Origin of the sequence: Streptomyces sp. NPDC006925 (genome assembly GCF_042869575.1) — a bacterium.
In the GTDB taxonomy this organism is placed as follows: domain Bacteria; phylum Actinomycetota; class Actinomycetes; order Streptomycetales; family Streptomycetaceae; genus Streptomyces.
Genome location: NZ_JBIAGB010000024.1, coordinates 1 through 16,923, shown reverse-complemented (window position 1 = coordinate 16,923; position 16,923 = coordinate 1). Strand labels below are relative to the sequence as shown.

The 16,923-nt window shown below is 71.2% G+C and carries 17 protein-coding genes, 3 tRNA genes and 1 pseudogene; 5 read left to right on the top strand and 16 right to left on the bottom strand.

What is annotated here, in order from left to right:
- Positions 1-425 precede the first annotated feature (425 nt).
- The 8 genes from rplL to ACFYNS_RS25670 form a co-directional block, all read right to left on the bottom strand.
- Positions 426-809, bottom strand: coding sequence for a 50S ribosomal protein L7/L12 (rplL, locus tag ACFYNS_RS25705; RefSeq protein ID WP_019354984.1), 384 nt, complete (start codon positions 807-809; stop codon positions 426-428).
- Between the two features lie 150 nt (positions 810-959).
- Entirely contained in the window at positions 960-1,532 is a 573-nt protein-coding gene (gene rplJ, locus ACFYNS_RS25700) for a 50S ribosomal protein L10 (RefSeq protein ID WP_360293529.1), read from the bottom strand.
- Positions 1,533-2,003: 471 nt separating this feature from the next.
- Positions 2,004-2,882 (bottom strand): hypothetical protein, encoded by an 879-nt coding sequence (locus ACFYNS_RS25695; RefSeq protein WP_388605272.1) that lies wholly within the window; start codon positions 2,880-2,882, stop codon positions 2,004-2,006.
- 271 nt (positions 2,883-3,153) lie between these two features.
- Positions 3,154-3,876, bottom strand: coding sequence for a 50S ribosomal protein L1 (gene rplA, locus ACFYNS_RS25690; protein ID WP_360293524.1), 723 nt, complete (start codon positions 3,874-3,876; stop codon positions 3,154-3,156).
- Positions 3,877-3,955: 79 nt separating this feature from the next.
- A complete protein-coding gene (rplK, locus tag ACFYNS_RS25685) occupies positions 3,956-4,390 on the bottom strand; it encodes a 50S ribosomal protein L11 (protein WP_075003444.1) in 435 nt (144 codons plus the stop codon).
- Positions 4,391-4,621: 231 nt separating this feature from the next.
- Complete coding sequence (nusG, locus tag ACFYNS_RS25680) at positions 4,622-5,503, bottom strand: transcription termination/antitermination protein NusG (protein WP_388605270.1); 882 nt, start codon at positions 5,501-5,503, stop codon at positions 4,622-4,624.
- A 73-nt stretch (positions 5,504-5,576) separates the two neighbouring features.
- Complete coding sequence (gene secE / locus ACFYNS_RS25675) at positions 5,577-5,858, bottom strand: preprotein translocase subunit SecE (RefSeq protein ID WP_360293517.1); 282 nt, start codon at positions 5,856-5,858, stop codon at positions 5,577-5,579.
- 117 nt (positions 5,859-5,975) lie between these two features.
- Positions 5,976-6,048 (bottom strand) — tRNA-Trp (locus tag ACFYNS_RS25670).
- 360 nt (positions 6,049-6,408) lie between these two features.
- Here ACFYNS_RS25670 and ACFYNS_RS25665 point away from each other — a divergent pair.
- Positions 6,409-7,647 (top strand): pyridoxal phosphate-dependent aminotransferase, encoded by a 1,239-nt coding sequence (locus tag ACFYNS_RS25665; protein WP_360293514.1) that lies wholly within the window; start codon positions 6,409-6,411, stop codon positions 7,645-7,647.
- Positions 7,648-7,756: 109 nt separating this feature from the next.
- Positions 7,757-8,812 carry an adenosine deaminase gene (locus tag ACFYNS_RS25660; RefSeq protein ID WP_388605267.1) on the top strand — a complete coding sequence of 352 codons (1,056 nt, stop codon included), beginning with the start codon at positions 7,757-7,759 and terminating at the stop codon, positions 8,810-8,812.
- Positions 8,813-8,979: 167 nt separating this feature from the next.
- Here ACFYNS_RS25660 and ACFYNS_RS25655 read toward each other — a convergent pair whose 3' ends face one another.
- From ACFYNS_RS25655 to ACFYNS_RS25630, 6 genes are all read right to left on the bottom strand, one after another.
- Entirely contained in the window at positions 8,980-10,053 is a 1,074-nt protein-coding gene (locus tag ACFYNS_RS25655) for a UDP-N-acetylmuramate dehydrogenase (protein ID WP_360293509.1), read from the bottom strand.
- A gap of 168 nt (positions 10,054-10,221) precedes the next feature.
- Positions 10,222-10,656, bottom strand: coding sequence for a MaoC family dehydratase (locus ACFYNS_RS25650; RefSeq protein ID WP_360293506.1), 435 nt, complete (start codon positions 10,654-10,656; stop codon positions 10,222-10,224).
- Positions 10,657-10,661: 5 nt separating this feature from the next.
- Positions 10,662-11,123: a MaoC family dehydratase N-terminal domain-containing protein gene (locus ACFYNS_RS25645; RefSeq protein WP_360293503.1), complete on the bottom strand. Its 462-nt coding sequence runs from the start codon at positions 11,121-11,123 to the stop codon at positions 10,662-10,664.
- 139 nt (positions 11,124-11,262) lie between these two features.
- Entirely contained in the window at positions 11,263-11,427 is a 165-nt protein-coding gene (gene rpmG, locus ACFYNS_RS25640; RefSeq protein ID WP_019354206.1) for a 50S ribosomal protein L33, read from the bottom strand.
- Positions 11,428-11,517: 90 nt separating this feature from the next.
- Positions 11,518-11,590, bottom strand: a tRNA-Met gene (locus ACFYNS_RS25635).
- A 40-nt stretch (positions 11,591-11,630) separates the two neighbouring features.
- Positions 11,631-11,703, bottom strand: a tRNA-Thr gene (locus ACFYNS_RS25630).
- 569 nt (positions 11,704-12,272) lie between these two features.
- Here ACFYNS_RS25630 and ACFYNS_RS25625 point away from each other — a divergent pair.
- Positions 12,273-13,580 (top strand): amidohydrolase family protein, encoded by a 1,308-nt coding sequence (locus ACFYNS_RS25625; RefSeq protein ID WP_360293500.1) that lies wholly within the window; start codon positions 12,273-12,275, stop codon positions 13,578-13,580.
- Between the two features lie 81 nt (positions 13,581-13,661).
- On the top strand, positions 13,662-14,342 hold the full coding sequence (locus ACFYNS_RS25620; protein WP_360293497.1) for an NAD(P)H-binding protein: 681 nt from the start codon (positions 13,662-13,664) through the stop codon (positions 14,340-14,342).
- Between the two features lie 225 nt (positions 14,343-14,567).
- On the opposite strand, the gene ACFYNS_RS25615 is transcribed toward ACFYNS_RS25620, so the two are convergent.
- The gene (locus ACFYNS_RS25615) at positions 14,568-15,041 is read right to left on the bottom strand and encodes a carboxymuconolactone decarboxylase family protein (RefSeq protein ID WP_360293494.1); all 474 of its coding nucleotides are present in this window, start codon (positions 15,039-15,041) and stop codon (positions 14,568-14,570) included.
- 202 nt (positions 15,042-15,243) lie between these two features.
- Between ACFYNS_RS25615 and ACFYNS_RS25610 the strand changes: the two genes are divergently transcribed.
- Positions 15,244-15,570: a hypothetical protein gene (locus ACFYNS_RS25610; protein ID WP_360293491.1), complete on the top strand. Its 327-nt coding sequence runs from the start codon at positions 15,244-15,246 to the stop codon at positions 15,568-15,570.
- A gap of 384 nt (positions 15,571-15,954) precedes the next feature.
- Here the strand turns inward: ACFYNS_RS25610 and ACFYNS_RS25605 are convergent.
- A pseudogene (locus tag ACFYNS_RS25605) lies at positions 15,955-16,720 on the bottom strand (IS5 family transposase).
- Between the last annotated feature and the right edge of the window lie 203 nt (positions 16,721-16,923).

The following is a 16,923-nucleotide window of genomic DNA, read 5'->3' as shown; positions in this document are numbered from 1 at the left end:
GGCCCACTGATGTCCAGTAAGGATGACGGGAAACCGGCTCACGCCCCGGTCTCCACCTCCTGCGATTGTTCTGCTCCGTCCCGCCCGGTCCCCGGCGGCCTCGATTCGCCGGGGTGGACGCGCCTGCCGCGGCTCGTCGTGCCTGCCGCAACACTTCCCGCTTCGCCGCCGATCCATGCCTCGGAGTTCGGATCGATGTGACGACGCGCCCCGAGAATTGCGCGCTGCGTGCCGTTCGTCAAGGGCCTCAGGGACAACGAAGATCACCATACCCGCCGAGGCCCGCGCAGCACGCGACCGTCCAGCAAAGGCGAAGGGCGACCACCCGTCTGGGTGATCGCCCTTCGCTGCACGGCTACCCCGCGCGGAGTAACCCGCGGTCCGCCGCGCTGACTCCGGTGAGCCAGTGGCTCAGCGAGTGCGGGTCACTTGACCTCGACCGACGCGCCGGCGCCCTCGAGGGACTCCTTGGCCTTGTCGGCGGCGTCCTTGGCGACCTTCTCGAGGACCGGCTTCGGGGTGCCGTCCACGAGCTCCTTGGCCTCCTTCAGACCCAGCGAGGTCAGCTCACGCACGACCTTGATGACCTGGATCTTCTTGTCGCCGGCGCCGGTCAGGACGACGTCGAACTCGTCCTGCTCGGGCTCGGCCTCGGCAACCGGGGCGCCCGGGGCTGCGACGACGGCGGCGGCCGGGGCGGCGGCCTCGACGTCGAACTTCTCCTCGAACTTCTTCACGAAGTCCGACAGCTCGATGAGGGTCATCTCCTCGAACTGGGCAAGCAGTTCGTCCTGGCTGAGCTTCGCCATGGTTGTGGTCCTTCCACTTCAGTCGGCTGGTGCCGGATCAATATGTCGGCGGGCTTACGGCCCGCTGTGACCGAATACGGTGAGTGAGCTGAGGCGGACGGCGCGCGGTACCCCGCCGGAGCGGGCCACCGGGTACGCCGCGCCCCGGAACTACTCGGACTCGGTCTCGGCGGGAGCCGTGGTGTCGGCACCGCCCTGCTCTTCGACCTTGCTGCGAAGCGCGTCCGCGGTGCGGACGAACTTCGAGAGCGGGGCCTGGAAGGTCGCCGCGGCCTTGGCCATGGACGCCTTCATGCCACCGGCCAGCTTGGCGAGCAGCACCTCGCGGGACTCGACGTCCGCGAGCTTCTTGAGATCGTCGGCGCCGTACAGCGCGCCGTCGACGATTCCGCCCTTGATCACGAGGGCGGGGTTCTCCTTGGCGAAGTCACGAAGACCCTTCGCCGCCGTGACCGGGTCACCGGTCACGAAGGCCACAGCCGAGGAGCCCGTCAGGAACTCGTCGAGCTCGTTGATCCCGGCCTCGTTGGCCGCGATCTTGGTCAGCGTGTTCTTCACCACACGGTACTGAGCGCTTTCACCGAGTGCACGGCGCAGCTGCCTGAGCTGCGCCACGGAGAGTCCGGTGTACGCGGTGACCACAGCGGCGTTGGAGTCACGGAACTTGTTCGTGATCTCGTCGACGGCTGCGATCTTGTCGGGAGCGACCTGTTCCCTCGCCATGAGCCTCGGCCTCCTTCCGGGTGATGAGGACCGCTCGGAAGGGGCTGAACACGACAAACGCCCCAGCGCAGGCGCATGGGGCGTCATCTCGACCGGAGTACGCACGGCACACCGGGAGTTCTTCCTCAATCACCTGCGCGGGTCGTCCGCAGCGAGCGGATCCTTCGGCCGTCGGCGCTCTGAGTGCGCACGACGACGACCAGCGGTCTTTGGCTTCACAGGGAGAGTACGCGAACGTGCCCGGGACCGCCAAATCCGGTCCCGGGCACGCGGAGCCCGCAGCGGGCCGACGCCCTCTCGGCGCCGCAGCCCGGGTACGACGCCGCACGGCCCGGGGGCCTGCGCCGTCCCGGCCCGGTACTGCGTCGGCCGGTCTCCGCCGGATGCCGGCGAGCCCTCGGTGGGCGCGAGTCGGCTCCGGCGGGTGCCGGTCCGCTCTGGCGGGTGCCGGTCAGCTCTGGCGGGTGTCGGTCAGCTCTGGCGGGTGCCGCCGCTCATCATCGCTGCGGCGTCCGTGGTCTCGGAGGCGGACGGGGCGGTCACGTTCACCGGGGTGCCGTAGTCCGAGTAGTAGTTCGTGGCGTCGATGCTCGTGGAGCCGTCCGCGTTCTTGGCCGTCTCGTGCTTCTTGACCAGCAGGTCGTCCTCATCGATCCACAGATCGATCTTCTCCTTCTCCAGACCCTGCTGCTTGAACTGCTTCTCCAACGCGTCGAGGTCCTTCTCGGAGAGGTCCTTCGACTGCATCCGGGTCAGCTCGTTGACGGAGATCGTGCCCGAGTAGTGCGTCGCCTTCTTGCCGCGCACCGTCTCGGTACCGAGCGCCTTGACCTTGCCCGAGGCCAGCACGAGCTGGACCGAGCGGGCCGGGTTGTTGTTCTGCATCTGGTCCTTGAGCATGGCGCCCGAGGCGCCGCCCTTCTTGGCCAGCATGTCGTAGTCGTACTTCATCCACGCCTTGCCGCCGGGCGCGCCGGACGAGGGCTGGACGTACATGGCGTCGGGCAGATAGCGCGCCTTGGCCGACTGGTTGCCGGCACCGCCCATGGTCAGGTCGGCCTCGCCCTTCATGCCGCCGCCGGACCAGTCGAAGGCACCCTCCATCTCGGTCTTCATCGACTTGCCCTGGGCCGTCTGGTTGTTGATGCCCTCGACCTTGGCGGAGTTCTGGTTGTCGGTGGCCGTCGACGCCTTCTTCAGCGCCGCCAGCGCGCCCTGGAGGGCCGACCCTCCGGCCTTGTCCGCGCCGCCTCCGCCGCCGTCTCCGTTCGCCTTCTCGCTGCCGCACGCCGTCAGCCCGGCTATGAGCGCGATACCCGCGGCAGCAGCCGCCGCCCTCGTCTTCCGCATGGGACTCAGCCCCCCTGTTGCTGGACGGGCCCCAAGGGCCCCGTTCTTACCCGCACCTTATGCAACACAAGAGACGCGGCACACACCGGTTGGGGTTCCAGGATCCCGGGGACCCGCCGCCACCGGCCCGCAGAAGCGGCGGAAAGCGCCGAAGGACACGGCGCAGCAGCCCCGGGAACGACGCCCGGAAGAACGGCGCGAGGCCGGTGCCCGCCCCCAGGGGAGCGGACACCGGCCTCGGTGTGCCGTACGACGGCCGGCCGGTCGCGGATCAGGCCGCGGCCGGGTCCTCCTCGACGAGGAGGTTGCGGGTGCGGTTCGGGTCGACCGGCACACCCGGGCCCATCGTGGTGGTGAAGGAGGCCTTCTTGATGTACCGGCCCTTCGCCGCCGCGGGCTTCAGCCTGGTGATCTCCTCAAGGGCAGCGGCGTAGTTCTCGACGAGCTGCTGCTCGCCGAAGGACGCCTTGCCGATGATGAAGTGCAGGTTGGCGTGCTTGTCGACGCGGAACTCGATCTTGCCGCCCTTGATGTCGTTCACGGCCTTGGTCACGTCGGGGGTGACGGTGCCGGTCTTCGGGTTCGGCATCAGGCCACGCGGACCGAGCACGCGGCCGAGGCGGCCGACCTTGCCCATCAGGTCCGGGGTGGCGACGACGGCGTCGAAGTCGAGACGGCCGCCGGCGACCTCCTCGATGAGCTCGTCGGAGCCGACGATGTCGGCCCCAGCGGCCTCCGCCGCCGCAGCACGGTCGCCGGTCGCGAAGACCAGGACCCGGGCGGTCTTACCGGTGCCGTGCGGGAGGTTGACGGTGCCGCGGACCATCTGGTCGGCCTTGCGCGGGTCGACGCCCAGGCGCATGGCGACCTCGACGGTCGCGTCGAACTTCTTCGTGGAGGTCTCCTGGGCGAGGCGGACGGCCTCCAGCGGCGCGTACAGCCGCGCCTTGTCGATCTTCGCGTCCGCTTCGCGGAGAGTCTTGCTGCGCTTCACTGCTGCTCCTGACGGTATGGAGTCGTGGTGCGGGCCAGCGCCTGGCCCTGCCACGGGGGTGGGATCGGTTGCCGGGGGCTCAGCCCTCGACGGTCACACCCATGGAACGGGCGGTACCGGCGATGATCTTCTCCGCCTGGTCCAGATCGTTGGCGTTGAGGTCGGGCATCTTGGTCGTGGCGATCTCGCGCACCTGGTCGCGACTGATCTTGGCGACCTTGGTGGTGTGCGGGGTGCCCGAGCCCTTCTCGACGCCCGCGGCCTTGAGGATCATCTTCGAGGCCGGCGGCGTCTTGGTGATGAAGGTGAAGGAGCGGTCCTCGTAGACCGTGATCTCCACCGGGATCACCCAGCCGCGCTGCGACTCGGTCGCCGCGTTGTAGGCCTTGCAGAACTCCATGATGTTGACGCCGTGCTGACCCAGCGCCGGGCCGACCGGCGGAGCCGGGTTGGCCGCACCGGCCTGGATCTGGAGCTTGATCAGCCCCGCGACCTTCTTCTTCTTGGGAGGCATGTTCTCTCCGGGTCCTGGTGAGAGGTGATTCGTCCGCCGCCCGTCACCCGGGCGGAGGCATACCGCACAACGATAGCCCGTACCGTCACGCGGCTTGAAACCGAGCAGGTCAGGAAGGGCGCGAGGGCCCTTCCTGACCTGTCCGGAAGCTGGTTCGCCCGCCCCTGGGCGGTAGCCGCGGCCGGGAGTCGGCACCGGCGTGCCGCCCGGCCGGAGCCCGGGTGGGGAGGGTCAGTTCTTCTGGATCTGGTCGAAGCTGAGCTCGACCGGGGTCTCGCGGCCGAAGATCTCGACGAGGCCCTTGACCTTCTTGGAATCGGCGTTGATCTCGTTGATGGTCGCCTGGAGGGTGGCGAACGGGCCGTCGGTGACGGTGACCGAGTCGCCGACCTCGAAGTCGAGGACCTGGACCTCCACCTTGCGGCCGGGGGTGCCCGCGGGCTTCCCCTCCTCGTCGGCGGCGGCGGCCTTGGCGGCCTTCTCCTCGGCCTCGGGGGCGAGCATCTTGACGATCTCGTCGAGCGTCAGCGGGTACGGGTCGTAGGCGTTGCCGACGAAGCCGGTGACACCGGGCGTGTTGCGGACGACGCCCCACGACTCGTTGGTGAGGTCCATCCGGACCAGCACATAGCCGGGGAGCTTGTTCTGGCGCACGGTGCGGCGGTCGCCGTTCTTGATCTGGACGACCTCCTCCTGCGGCACCTCGGCCTGGAAGATGAAGTCCTCGACGTTGAGCGAGACGGCGCGCTGCTCCAGGTTGGTCTTCACCCGGTTCTCGTAGCCCGCGTAGGTGTGGATCACATACCACTCGCCGGGCAGGAAGCGCAGTTCGTCGCGGAGCTGGGCGACGGGGTCGGCCTGCTCCTCCTCGGCCTCCTCGGCCTCCTCGGCCTCGGCGGTCTCCTCGGCCGCGGCGGCAGCGTCCTCGGGGGACTCGACCACGATCCCGGCCTCGTCCTCCTCGCGGACGGCGGCCTCCTCGGCGGGCTCACCGGCAGCGGCCTCGGCGGCTTCCGCCCGGTCGACGCTGCTGTCCGCGGCCTCGACGATGTCGCGCGCCGTGTCATCACCCTCGGCGGGCTCGACGGCATCGTTCATGTTCGGCTCAGACACGGTGGCTGCTTCTTCCTGGCTTCAAGGGGTCGAACATGCGGAAAGCCCCGCGAAGGGGGCTCTGCGCGGAGGGTCAGCCGAAGACGTGTTTCATGACTTCGGTCAGCCCATAGTCAATCACGAACACCAAGGCGATGATGATGACCACGAAGACGATCACCACGCTCGTGTACGTGGAGAGCTGCTGCCGCGTCGGCCAGACGACCTTCCGGAGCTCCGCGATGATCTGGCGGTAGAAAAGGCCAAGTCGAGCCAGAGGCCCCCTCTTCGCCCGCTTTCCGCCCTTGCGCGGCTTCTTGCCCTCGGACGACCCTCCGGGCTCGGGGACCTCGGTGGTGTCCGTGATCTCCGTCACTCGTCCTCACCTGATCCGGGTCGTTGCCCTGCGGCGTCCGGCCCGGCCGCACGGCGGTGCAATTCAGTGCAATTCACGCATGGTACGCACGCACACACCTTGGCGACGTGTGTGTAGCAGGGCCGGAGGGACTCGAACCCCCAACCGCTGGTTTTGGAGACCAGTGCTCTTCCAATTGAGCTACGACCCTTTGTGTTCCCTCAACCTACCGCATCCATGCCCTCGCACGGAGTGTGCACCGCGAGCGGGCTGCAAGTGACGGCTGAAGGCCAACGACATGGGAGTGTACGTGCTCAGGAGCCGGGCGTCGAACAGGATCCACCCCACCGTCCCCACCGGAGGCCCCTCCGAAGGCCACACCGCGGCCCCTCCGAAGGCCACACCGCGGCCCCGCCGGAGGCCACACCGCGGCCCCGCCGGAGGCGATCGCACCCCCGGCCGGAAGCCCTGCCGCCGTCCGCCGGAGGCGATCGCACCGCCCCGCCGGATGTGACGCGGTAGCCGCGGAACCCCGGTGCCCCCGGGCTGCCGGGTCTGGGAACATGCCTCTATGACCGCAGCGACTCCCCCTGCACAGCCCTCGTCCGAGCGGCGCCTGTCGGCCCGCATCAGCGCGATCTCCGAGTCCGCCACGCTGGCCGTGGACGCCAAGGCCAAGGCGCTCAAGGCCGCCGGACGCCCCGTGATCGGCTTCGGCGCCGGCGAGCCGGACTTCCCGACGCCCGACTACATCGTCGAGGCGGCCGTGAACGCGGCCCGCGACCCGAAGAACCACCGCTACTCCCCCGCCGGCGGACTCCCCGAACTGAAGTCCGCCCTCGTCGACAAGACGCTCCGCGACTCCGGCTACCAGGTCGACGTCTCGCAGGTGCTCGTCACCAACGGCGGCAAGCAGGCGATCTACGAGGCGTTCGCCGCGCTGCTCGACCCGGGCGACGAGGTCATCGTGCCCGCGCCCTACTGGACGACGTACCCCGAGTCCATCCGGCTGGCGGGCGGTGTGCCGGTGGAGGTCGTCGCGGACGAGACCACCGGATACCGGGTCTCGGTCGAGCAGTTGGAGGCCGCGCGCACCGAGAAGACCAAGGTGCTGCTGTTCGTCTCCCCCTCGAACCCGACCGGCGCCGTCTACCCGCGCGAGCAGGTCGAGGAGATCGGCCGCTGGGCGGTGGAGCACGGGCTGTGGGTGCTCACCGACGAGATCTACGAACACCTGGTCTACGGCGACGCGGAGTTCACCTCGCTCCCGACGGTCGTCCCGGAGCTGCGCGACAAGTGCGTGGTCGTCAACGGCGTGGCCAAGACGTACGCCATGACGGGCTGGCGCGTGGGGTGGCTGATCGGCCCCCAGGACGTGATCAAGGGCGCGACGAACCTCCAGTCGCACGCCACCTCGAACGTCAGCAATGTCTCGCAGGCCGCCGCGCTGGCCGCCGTCTCCGGCGACCTGGACGCCGTGGCGGAGATGCGCGAGGCGTTCGACCGCCGCCGCCGCACCATCGTGCGGATGCTCAACGAGATCGACGGCGTGCTCTGCCCCGAGCCGGAGGGCGCGTTCTACGCGTACCCGTCGGTGAAGGCGCTGCTGGGCAAGGAGATCCGCGGCAAGCGGCCCGCCACCTCCGTCGAGCTGGCCGCGCTGATCCTGGAGGAGGTCGAGGTCGCGGTCGTCCCGGGTGAGGCGTTCGGCACCCCCGGCTACCTGCGGCTGTCCTACGCGCTGGGCGACGAGGACCTGGCCGAGGGCGTCTCGCGGATCCAGAAGCTGCTCGCGGAGGCCCGCGACTGAGCGGTCTGCCCCCATGGGGAGCGAAGCGGGCCCGGAGGCGCTGCCTCCGGGCCCGCTCGCGTTTTCGGAACGTCCCCTTCCGGGAACCGGCTGTCTCTCCGGGGCCCTGATGCGGCAGGATCTGGGAATGTTGCACTCTTCCGGGGAGCGGGACCCGCGTACGCTGCCGAAGGCCCATCTGCATCTGCACTTCACCGGGTCGATGCGCCCCTCCACACTGCTCGAACTGGCGGACAAGTACGGCGTGCACCTGCCGGACGCGCTGAGCGGCGCCGAGCCGCCGAAGCTGCGGGCGACCGACGAGCGCGGCTGGTTCCGCTTCCAGCGGCTGTACGACATCGCGCGGTCCTGCCTGCGGGAGCCGGAGGACATCCAGCGGCTGGTGCGCGAGGCGGCCCAGGAGGACCTGCGGGACGGCTCGCGCTGGCTGGAGATCCAGGTCGACCCCACCTCCTACGCGCCGCGGCTGGGCGGGCTCACGCCCGCGCTGGAGATCATCCTGGACGCGGTGGAGACCACGTCCCGGGAGACCGGACTCGGCATCCGGCTGCTGGTGGCGGCCAACCGGATGAAGCACCCGCTCGACGCCCGCACCCTCGCGCGGCTCGCGGTGCGCTACCGGGACCACGGCATCGTCGGGTTCGGCCTCTCCAACGACGAACGACGCGGCTTCGCACGGGATTTCGACCGCGCCTTCACCATCGCGCGGGAGGGCGGGCTGCTCGCGGCGCCGCACGGGGGCGAGCTGTCCGGGCCGAGCAGCGTACGGGACTGCCTGGACGATCTGCGCGCCGGCCGGATCGGCCACGGGGTGCGCGCCGCGGAGGACCCCTGGCTGCTGGCCCGGCTGGCCGAACGGCAGGTGACCTGCGAGGTCTGCCCCGCCTCCAACGTCGCCCTCGGTGTCTACGACAAGGCGGCCGACGTCCCGCTGCGGGCGCTGTGGGACGCCGGGGTGCCCGTGGCGCTCGGCGCCGACGACCCGCTGCTGTTCGGCTCCCGGCTGGCCGCGCAGTACGACCTGGTGCGCCGGGAGCACGGCTTCTCGGACGCGGAGCTGGCGGAGCTGGCCCGGCAGTCCGTGCGCGGCGCCTCGATGCCGCAGGGCGTCCGGGACGAGATCCTGGCGGACATCGACGCCTGGCTGGCGGCCGAACCGGGCTGACCTGCGGGACGCCGGGAGCTGCCGCCACGGACGCCGGGAGCTGCCGCCACGGACGCCGGGCAGCCGACCCCCGCGCCGCCGGGGCGCGGGACGCCGGGGCGGCGCGGCTGCCGCACCCGCCGGGGTGGGCCCGCCGCGGGAGCCGGGCGCTCGTCCGTGCGCTGCCGCTACAGTGCGCAGCCGACCATCACCGGCTCGTTGGTGAGGTCGACGCCGAAGGCGTCCCGCACTCCTCCGCGCACCTCCCGGGCCAGCCCGAGCAGGTCCGCGGTGGTGGCCGAGCCGCGGTTGGTGAGCGCCAGGGTGTGCTTGGTGGAGATCCGGGCCGGGCCCTGGCCGTATCCCTTGGTGAAGCCCGCCCTGTCGATGAGCCAGGCCGCGGACGTCTTGGTCAGCCCCTCCCCCGCGGGGAAGGCCGGGGGTGCCACATCCGGGCCGAGCCGCTCCCGTACCCGGTCGGCGAAGGCCGCGTACTGCGCCTCGTCCAGGATCGGGTTGGTGAAGAAGGAACCGGCCGACCAGGTGTCGTGGTCGGCCGGGTCGAGCACCATGCCCTTGCCGGCGCGCAGCCGCAGCACGGTCTCGCGGGCCTCGGCGACCGGTACCCGGTCCCCCGTCCCGACCCCGAGGAGGCGCGCCGTCTCCCCGTACTTGATCGGTGCGGACCTGCCCTCCGCGTCCTCCAGCTCGAAGCGGACCCGCAGCACGACGTGGCGCGCGGGGTCGGCCTTGAAGCGGCTGTGCCGGTAGGAGAAGTCGCACTCGGCGTTCGAGAGGGTGACCGTCTCGCGGGTCCGCCGGTCGTAGGCGACGACCTCGGTGAGCGTGCTGGAGACCTCCTGGCCGTACGCGCCGACGTTCTGGATCGGCGTGGCGCCCGCGGAGCCGGGGATGCCGGCCAGGCACTCGATGCCCGCCAGCCCGGCCTCGACGGTGCGTGCGACGGCGTCCGACCAGTTCTCGCCCGCCGCCAGCTCCAGCCGGGTGCCGGAGAGCGAGGAACCGCTGGTCGCGATGTGCAGGACGGTCCCCGCGAAGCCGTCGTCGGAGATCACGAGGTTGCTGCCGCCCGCGATGATCAGCAGCGGTGTACCGCTGTCGTCGGCCTCGCGGACCGCCGCGATCACCTCGTCGTCGGTGGTCGCCGTGACCAGCCGCCGGGCCGGGCCGCCGAGGCGCAGCGTCGTCAGCGGGGCGAGCGAGACCAGGGGGACACCGGGGTCAACATAGAGTTCCTGCACGCGCTCCAGAGTACGGGGGCGCGGGCGCTGCTCGACCGGAGGCCGCGCTGGGCTGCCGGGTCGGCCCCGCTCGGCTCCGGCCCGCAGGGGCCCAGGCGCCGGAGAGCCGGAGGCTCGGGGGCGCGCGCTTCGGGGTCCGGCGGCGCGGGACCGGGGGCAGCCGGTCGGTCAGGCGAGCCGGACCACGGCGCGGGACATCCCCAGCACCTTGGCGCCTGCGCTGCTGACCGTCAGGTCCACCTGGACCGTACGGGCCTCGTCGTCCAGCTTCTTGGCGACCTTCGCCGCCACCTCGATGGCAGCGCCCTGGTCGTCGTCCGGGACGACGACCGGCTTGGTGAAGCGCACTCCGTACTCGACCAGCGCGCCGGGGTCGCCCGTCCAGTCGGTGATCACCCGAGCGGCCTCGGCCATGGTGAACATGCCGTGCGCGATCACGTTCGGCAGCCCGACGTCCTTGGCGAACCGCTCGTTCCAGTGAATGGGGTTGAAGTCCCCGGAGGCGCCCGCATACCGGACCAGCCGCTCGCGGTCCACGGGGAAGGTGCGGGCGGGCAGCTCCGTGCCCACCTCCACGTCGGCGTAGGCGATCTGCGCTGTCATGTCCGTCACTCCCCTTCGGCCGCTTCCACCGCACGCGCCACCAGCTTGGTGTGCACGGTCACCACCGGCTCTCCCGCCGCGTCCCGGACGTCGCCACGGACGTCGAGGACCTCGTTGCCCGCCAGGGACTTGATGGACTCGATCGTCGAGGTGGTCGAGAGCAGGTCCCCGGCGCGGACCGGGCGGTGGTGGACGAAGCGCTGGCCCCCGTGGACCACCCGCGCGTAGTCCAGTCCCAGTTCCGGGTCCTGCACCACGGTGAAGGCTTCCCGGAACGTGACGGAGAAGACGAAAGTGGGCGGCGCGATCACCTCGGGGTGACCGAGCGCCCGGGCCGCCTCGGCGTCCGTGTAGACGGGGTTGTCGTCCCCGATGGCCTCGGCGAACTCGCGGATCTTCTCCCTGCCGACCTCGTAGGGCCTGCTGGGCGGGTACGTCCGTCCGACGAAGGTCTGGTCGAGTGCCATCTGCGGCGCCTCCTGCGGCAGTGCGGCGGATTCACGACGAGTACGGCTGCGCGGGACGCCCGGTTCCGGAGCGCCGGACACCGGACACAGCACGAGGCCGACCCCGATCGACGGGGACGGCCTCGAAGCACGAGACGATTCAGCGCGTCTCGCGGTGCACGGTGTGCCGGTTGTCGCGCGGGCAGAACTTCTTCATCTCAAGCCTGTCCGGGTTGTTGCGACGGTTCTTCTTCGTGATGTAGTTCCGCTCCTTGCACTCCACGCAGGCCAGCGTGATCTTCGGGCGGACGTCTGTGGCAGCCACGTGAGTGCTCCTTGACGAACGGACGGGTTTTAACGCAGAAAGAGTAGCCGATCGGAGGACCGACCCCACAACCGGCTACTGTCGGTGAAGTAGCGGTGACCGGACTTGAACCGGTGACACAGCGATTATGAGCCGCTTGCTCTACCGACTGAGCTACACCGCCACGATGCGGCGACCTCCCGACGGAAGATCTCTCACATCAGAGCCCCAAAACGGAATCGAACCGTTGACCTTCTCCTTACCATGGAGACGCTCTGCCGACTGAGCTATTGGGGCGAGCGATGAAGACATTACACGCCCCGCCGCCAAACGTGAAATCGGTATTCGCCCCGCCCACGTCCCCCGACCGGCCTCCGGATCGCCCCTGGTCCGCCCCCGATCGCCGCCCGTGCGGCCACCGGACCGGCCCCGTGTCGAACCCGGTTCGGCTCGTGCCGCCTCCGGTTCGCCCCCGGCGTCCGGTCGCCGCGCCACCAGCACACCTCCCGTCACCGCGTGCCCCATCCGCACGCGGCCGCCCGCGCACGCCGCGTCGCGCAGCCGGCCGCCACATGCCCGCACGGCCGCGGCGCCCCGCCCTCCGCGGAATCCCCCCGGAGCCCTCACGCAGGGCCCTCCGCCGAGTCCCCTGCGGACCACGTCCGCCGCGGACGCCCCGCCGCATCCCGCACACACCCGGTGACCCACAAACCGCACCGGCGCATACGGTCACCAGCGGCCCCCACCGGCTCCGGCACACCACACTGGGGCGGGACCCGGCACCACACCGGTACGACTATTCGTCTCCTCCCCGTCGGCGCTCACTGCGCGTCCTACTCTCGTCCCACATACGACGTGGGAGTCAGATGACCGACAGCGAGCCACAGGAACCGGGAAAGGCGGGGCGGGATTTCCGCGACGCCGCCCGGCAGTCCGCCCGCCCGGCACGCTCCCTCGTGCTGTGCGGCGCGCGACTGGCCGACGGCCGCACGGTCGACGTACGCCTCGTCGGCGAGCGCATCGAAGCCGTCGGAACCGCCGGCAGCCTCGGCACGGAACAGGACAGCGCCACCCGGATCGATCTGTCCGGCTATCTCCTGCTCCCCGCCCCCGCCGAGCCCCACGCGCACTACGACACCGCGCTGACCGCCGACCCGCCCGGCCGACCCGACCTCGGCCGACCCGGCGACAGCACCGACCCCGCCGCGGACGACGTCCAGCGACGCACCACCGAAGCGGCGCTCCTCCAGCTCAGCCAGGGCGCGACCGCGCTGCGCACCCACGTGCACATCGGCGACGTCGCAGGACTGCGCTCCCTGGCAGCGGTGCTGCAGGCCCGCCGGTCGCTGCGCGGCCTGGTGGACCTCAGCGCCGTCGCCGTGCCCCGGCTGCTGACCGGGGCCGCGGGAGCCGAGGGGCTGTCGATGCTGCGGGACGCCGTGAAGATGGGCGCGGCTGCCGTCGGCGGCTGCCCCGACCTGGACCCCGACCCGGGCGGCTACGTGGAGGCGGTCCTGGACGTCGCGGCCGAGCACGGCTGCCAGGTCGACCTGCACACCGACGGCAGCGACCCGGCGCGCCTCGCGCGCCTCGCGGCCGCGGTCGGCGGGCTGCGGCCCGGCGTCGCCATCGGCCCCTGCGGCGGCCTCGCCCGGCAGCCGCTCCAGACCGCGCGGCGCGCCGCCGACCAACTGGCCGCCGCCGGGGTGACGGTGGTGTGCCTGCCCCAGGGCAACTGCGGCGTACTCGAACGCTCCACCCCCACCACACCGTCCCGGACGGCACCCGTCCGGATGCTGAGGGCGGCAGGGGTCGCGGTCGCCGCGGGCAGCGGGGCGCTGCGGGACGCCGCCAACCAGGTGGGCCGCGGCGACCCGCTGGAAGCCGCCTATCTCCTCGCCTCGCACGGAGAGGCCCGCCCGTACAGCGCCTACGAGGCGATCAGCACCCGTGCCCGCGCCGCGATGGGACTGCCCGAGGTGCGCGTCGAGGCCGGTTTCCCCGCGGAGTTGCTCGCGGTCCGCGGTACCGAGTTGGCCGCGGCCCTCTCCCTCGCCTACAGCCGGATCGTTGTCCACCGGGGGCGCGTGGTGGCACGTACCAGCGCTGTACGGGAGTACTGCGACCTGGTCGGAGCACGTGAGTTGGGCCTGCCCCGCCAGTCACAGGGGTGACGAGCGGGCAGGCGGGTGCGCCCCCGGTCCGGCGGACCGGGGGTGCGCCGTCCGTCGCCGCGAGGGGCGTACGGTCGGGGGATGCGCACAGTTATCGCTGGTGGACACGGTCAGATCGCGTTGCGGCTGGAGCGGCTGCTCGCCGGGCGCGGGGACGCGGTGGCGGGGATCGTCCGCCGCCCCGGGCAGGCGAGCGCCCTCCTGGCCGCGGGTGCCGAACCCGTCGTGTGCGACCTGGAGACGGCCGGTGTCGAGGAGGTGACACGGCATCTGGAGGGCGCCGACGCGGCCGTCTTCGCCGCCGGGGCCGGACCGGGCAGCGGCAGTGCCCGCAAGCAGTCGGTGGACCATCGCGCGGCCGTCCTGTTCGCGGACGCGGCACAGGCAGCGGGCGTGCGACGCTACGTGATGGTCTCCGCAATGCGCGCCGATGCGCTCCTCGACGGCACCCCCGACGGGATGGACCCCGTCTTCGCGGACTACCTGCGGGCCAAGGGCGCCGCCGACGACGACCTCCGGGCCCGGACCGACCTCGACTGGACAGTGCTGCGCCCCGGCCGACTCACCGACGAGACCGGCACCGGCCGCGTCCACCTGGCCCCCGAGACCGGACGCGGTGAAGTGACACGGGACGACGTGGCCGCCGTCCTCACGGCCCTGCTCGACGAACCCCGCACGGCCGGGCTGACCCTCGAACTCATCGGCGGCCGGATGCCGATCCCCGAGGCGATCGACGAGATCGCCGGGGTGGAAGGAGCCTGACGGCGGGAGTCCGCCGCTCCCCGGTCGGTGGCACGAGCGCGGGTGCGGTGCCGGTGCGGAGGCGGGTGCCGGTGCGGGCCGGCGTCGGCACCGGCACCGGCACCGGCGTCGGCACCGGCAAGTCGCCCTTCGCGGAACGGCACCGAGGGGGCAGCGCGCGCCCCCGCGACGGGACCAGCGCCGCCCGCACCCCCGTCCACCCCTACCTGTCCGTCACCCTGTCCGTCACCCGAGCTGGCCGGGCTGATAGGCCCCGGCGGGCTGCTGGACGAGGACGTTCCCGCGGTTGAAGGCGTTGATCAGGGCGATGAGCGAAACCAGGGCCGCGAGCTGCTCCTCGTCGTAGTGCTCGGCGGCGGCCGCCCACGCCTCGTCGGTGACCCCACCCGCCGCGTCCGCGATGCGGGTGCCCTGCTCCGCCAGCTCCAGCGCCGCCCGCTCGGCCGGGGTGAACACGGTGGCCTCCCGCCAGACCGCGACCAGATGGAGCCGGGTCGAGGTCTCGCCCGCGTGCGCGGCTTCCTTGGTGTGCATGTCGGTGCAGAACCCGCAGCCGTTGATCTGGCTGGCGCGGATCTTCACCAGTTCCTGTGTCGCGGACGGCAGCGCCGAGTCCTCCACCACCTTGCCGGCCGCGACGACGTGCTTGAGGAACCTGCTCAACAGCGGGCTCTCGAAAAGGTTCAGACGAGCTTCCACGGTGCACTCCTTGCTTGCCGTTGTCGATGACTGCACCTGTTCCGACGGGTGAGCCCCCGCCGGATGTGACACGGCAGGAATGTGACGTGCATCTCCCCCGCCTCCGGCTGCGCCGGGCTCGCTGACGGGCACACGGCGGGATCTCGGCAAGGAACGGCTCCGGCGAAGTCTCCCCGCGCGCAGGAGGACGGTCCGTACACGCGTGGGCCTCGCGCTGACGGCGCTTGCGGCAGGAGTCGCGGCCAAACTCGGTGCTGCACAGGCCGAGGAGTGGGGAATCACCTCCGCCGTGGTCGGCGCGGCGACCGCCCCGGGCGCGCTCACGGTGCTCGGGCGCCGCGTGCAGTCGGGTCCGGCCGGGCTGCGCTTCCGTACGGTGCTGCGATGGCGCCGACCGGAATGGGACGAGATCGTTGGCTCCGAGGACCTCGGGGTGGACAGCAGCGACCCCCGCCTCCGCAGCACCAATCTGCGTGTCGCGGCCAGGCTGCGCGACGCACTCTCGTCGTCCTGCCGGTGCCGTACCTAGATGCCCATGCTCGCCCTGACCGGACTCGCCCGCCGGTAGGAGCCCAAACTCCTGCAACTACGGCTGTTCTCCGCCGCCGCCCAGCTCATCACCACCGCCCGCCGCCAACACCTTCGCTCCGCCACCCATTGGCCCTGGACGAACGTCATCACCTGCGAGACCGGACGCCTTCAGTTCCCAAACCCGGCTGAACAGCCGCTTCGACCTGCAGCGACAGTCAGCACCCCACCCGGGAAACGAGGAATCCCGGCGCCCACGCGGCACGACAGCCGGGCCGCCGACCTTCCCGAAAACCGAATCCAACCGTCTCGAACAGCAGGAAGGGGCCGTCGACAAGCTGGCGGCCCCTCGATGCCGGACGGCTCGTCCCTCAGTGAGGCTTTTTCATCCTGCGTCTGAGCTGGCCTGATGGAGGGTGAGGACGGCCTGGACGAGGGCGGTGATGCGGGTGGTGGAGCATCGCAGCTTGCGCAGGAGTCGCCAGGTCTTGAGGGTGGCCATGGCCTGTTCGACGAGTGCGCGGATCTTCGCGTGGGACCGGTTCGCAGCTTGCTGGCCTGCGGAGAGCGTCTCCCAGCGTCCCCAGTAGGGCACCCGTATGGTGCCGCCGGCACCCCGGTAGCCCTTATCCGCCCAGCAGTCGATGCCGGTTTGTTCGAGTGCGTCGATGATGCCGTGCTCTCGTGCCGCGCGGACATCGTGGACGGCGCCGGGAAGCGCGGGCGAGGCCCACAGCAGCCGGCCGTGCGGGTCGGCGATGACCTGCACGTTCATGCCGTGCCTCTTGTGCTTCCCGGAGTAGAAGGGCCGGTCGGCGGCGATGCGGTCGATCGGCAGCAACGTGCCGTCCAGGAGGACGAACGCCTTGCGCGATGCGGTGCGGACGGTCTCGGCGAGGGTCGGTGCGAGCGCGGACGTCGACGGCTTCGCGGATGTAGCGGTAGACGGTACTCGTCCCGATCCGGAAGCCGGCCGCGAGCTGGGCGTACGTCGTCCCGTTCCGCAGATGCGCCAGCGCCAGGAGGGCCTGACGGCCGGCCGAGAGCCGGCGCCAGCGGCTGCCGATCCTGCGGCGGTGTTCACGCAGGCGAGCAGCGAGGAAACACAGGGACCGGCTCGACACGTCCAGCCCGCACGGGTAGACAAGCACACGAAGCCTCTGGTGGGCGAGGGAATCTTGGTCGTGAACCCGTCTACCAGAGGCTTCACCCACCTGTCAGCCCAACCGCCCGGCCCGCTACGCAAGTTGGCAAACGCTCAGTGAACCTCTTTCATCCTGTGCTGTAGAGGTGAAATGGGCTGGTCAGCGAGGGTGGTGACGCGGCAGAGCCCCTCGTCGTTGGCGTGGTGATC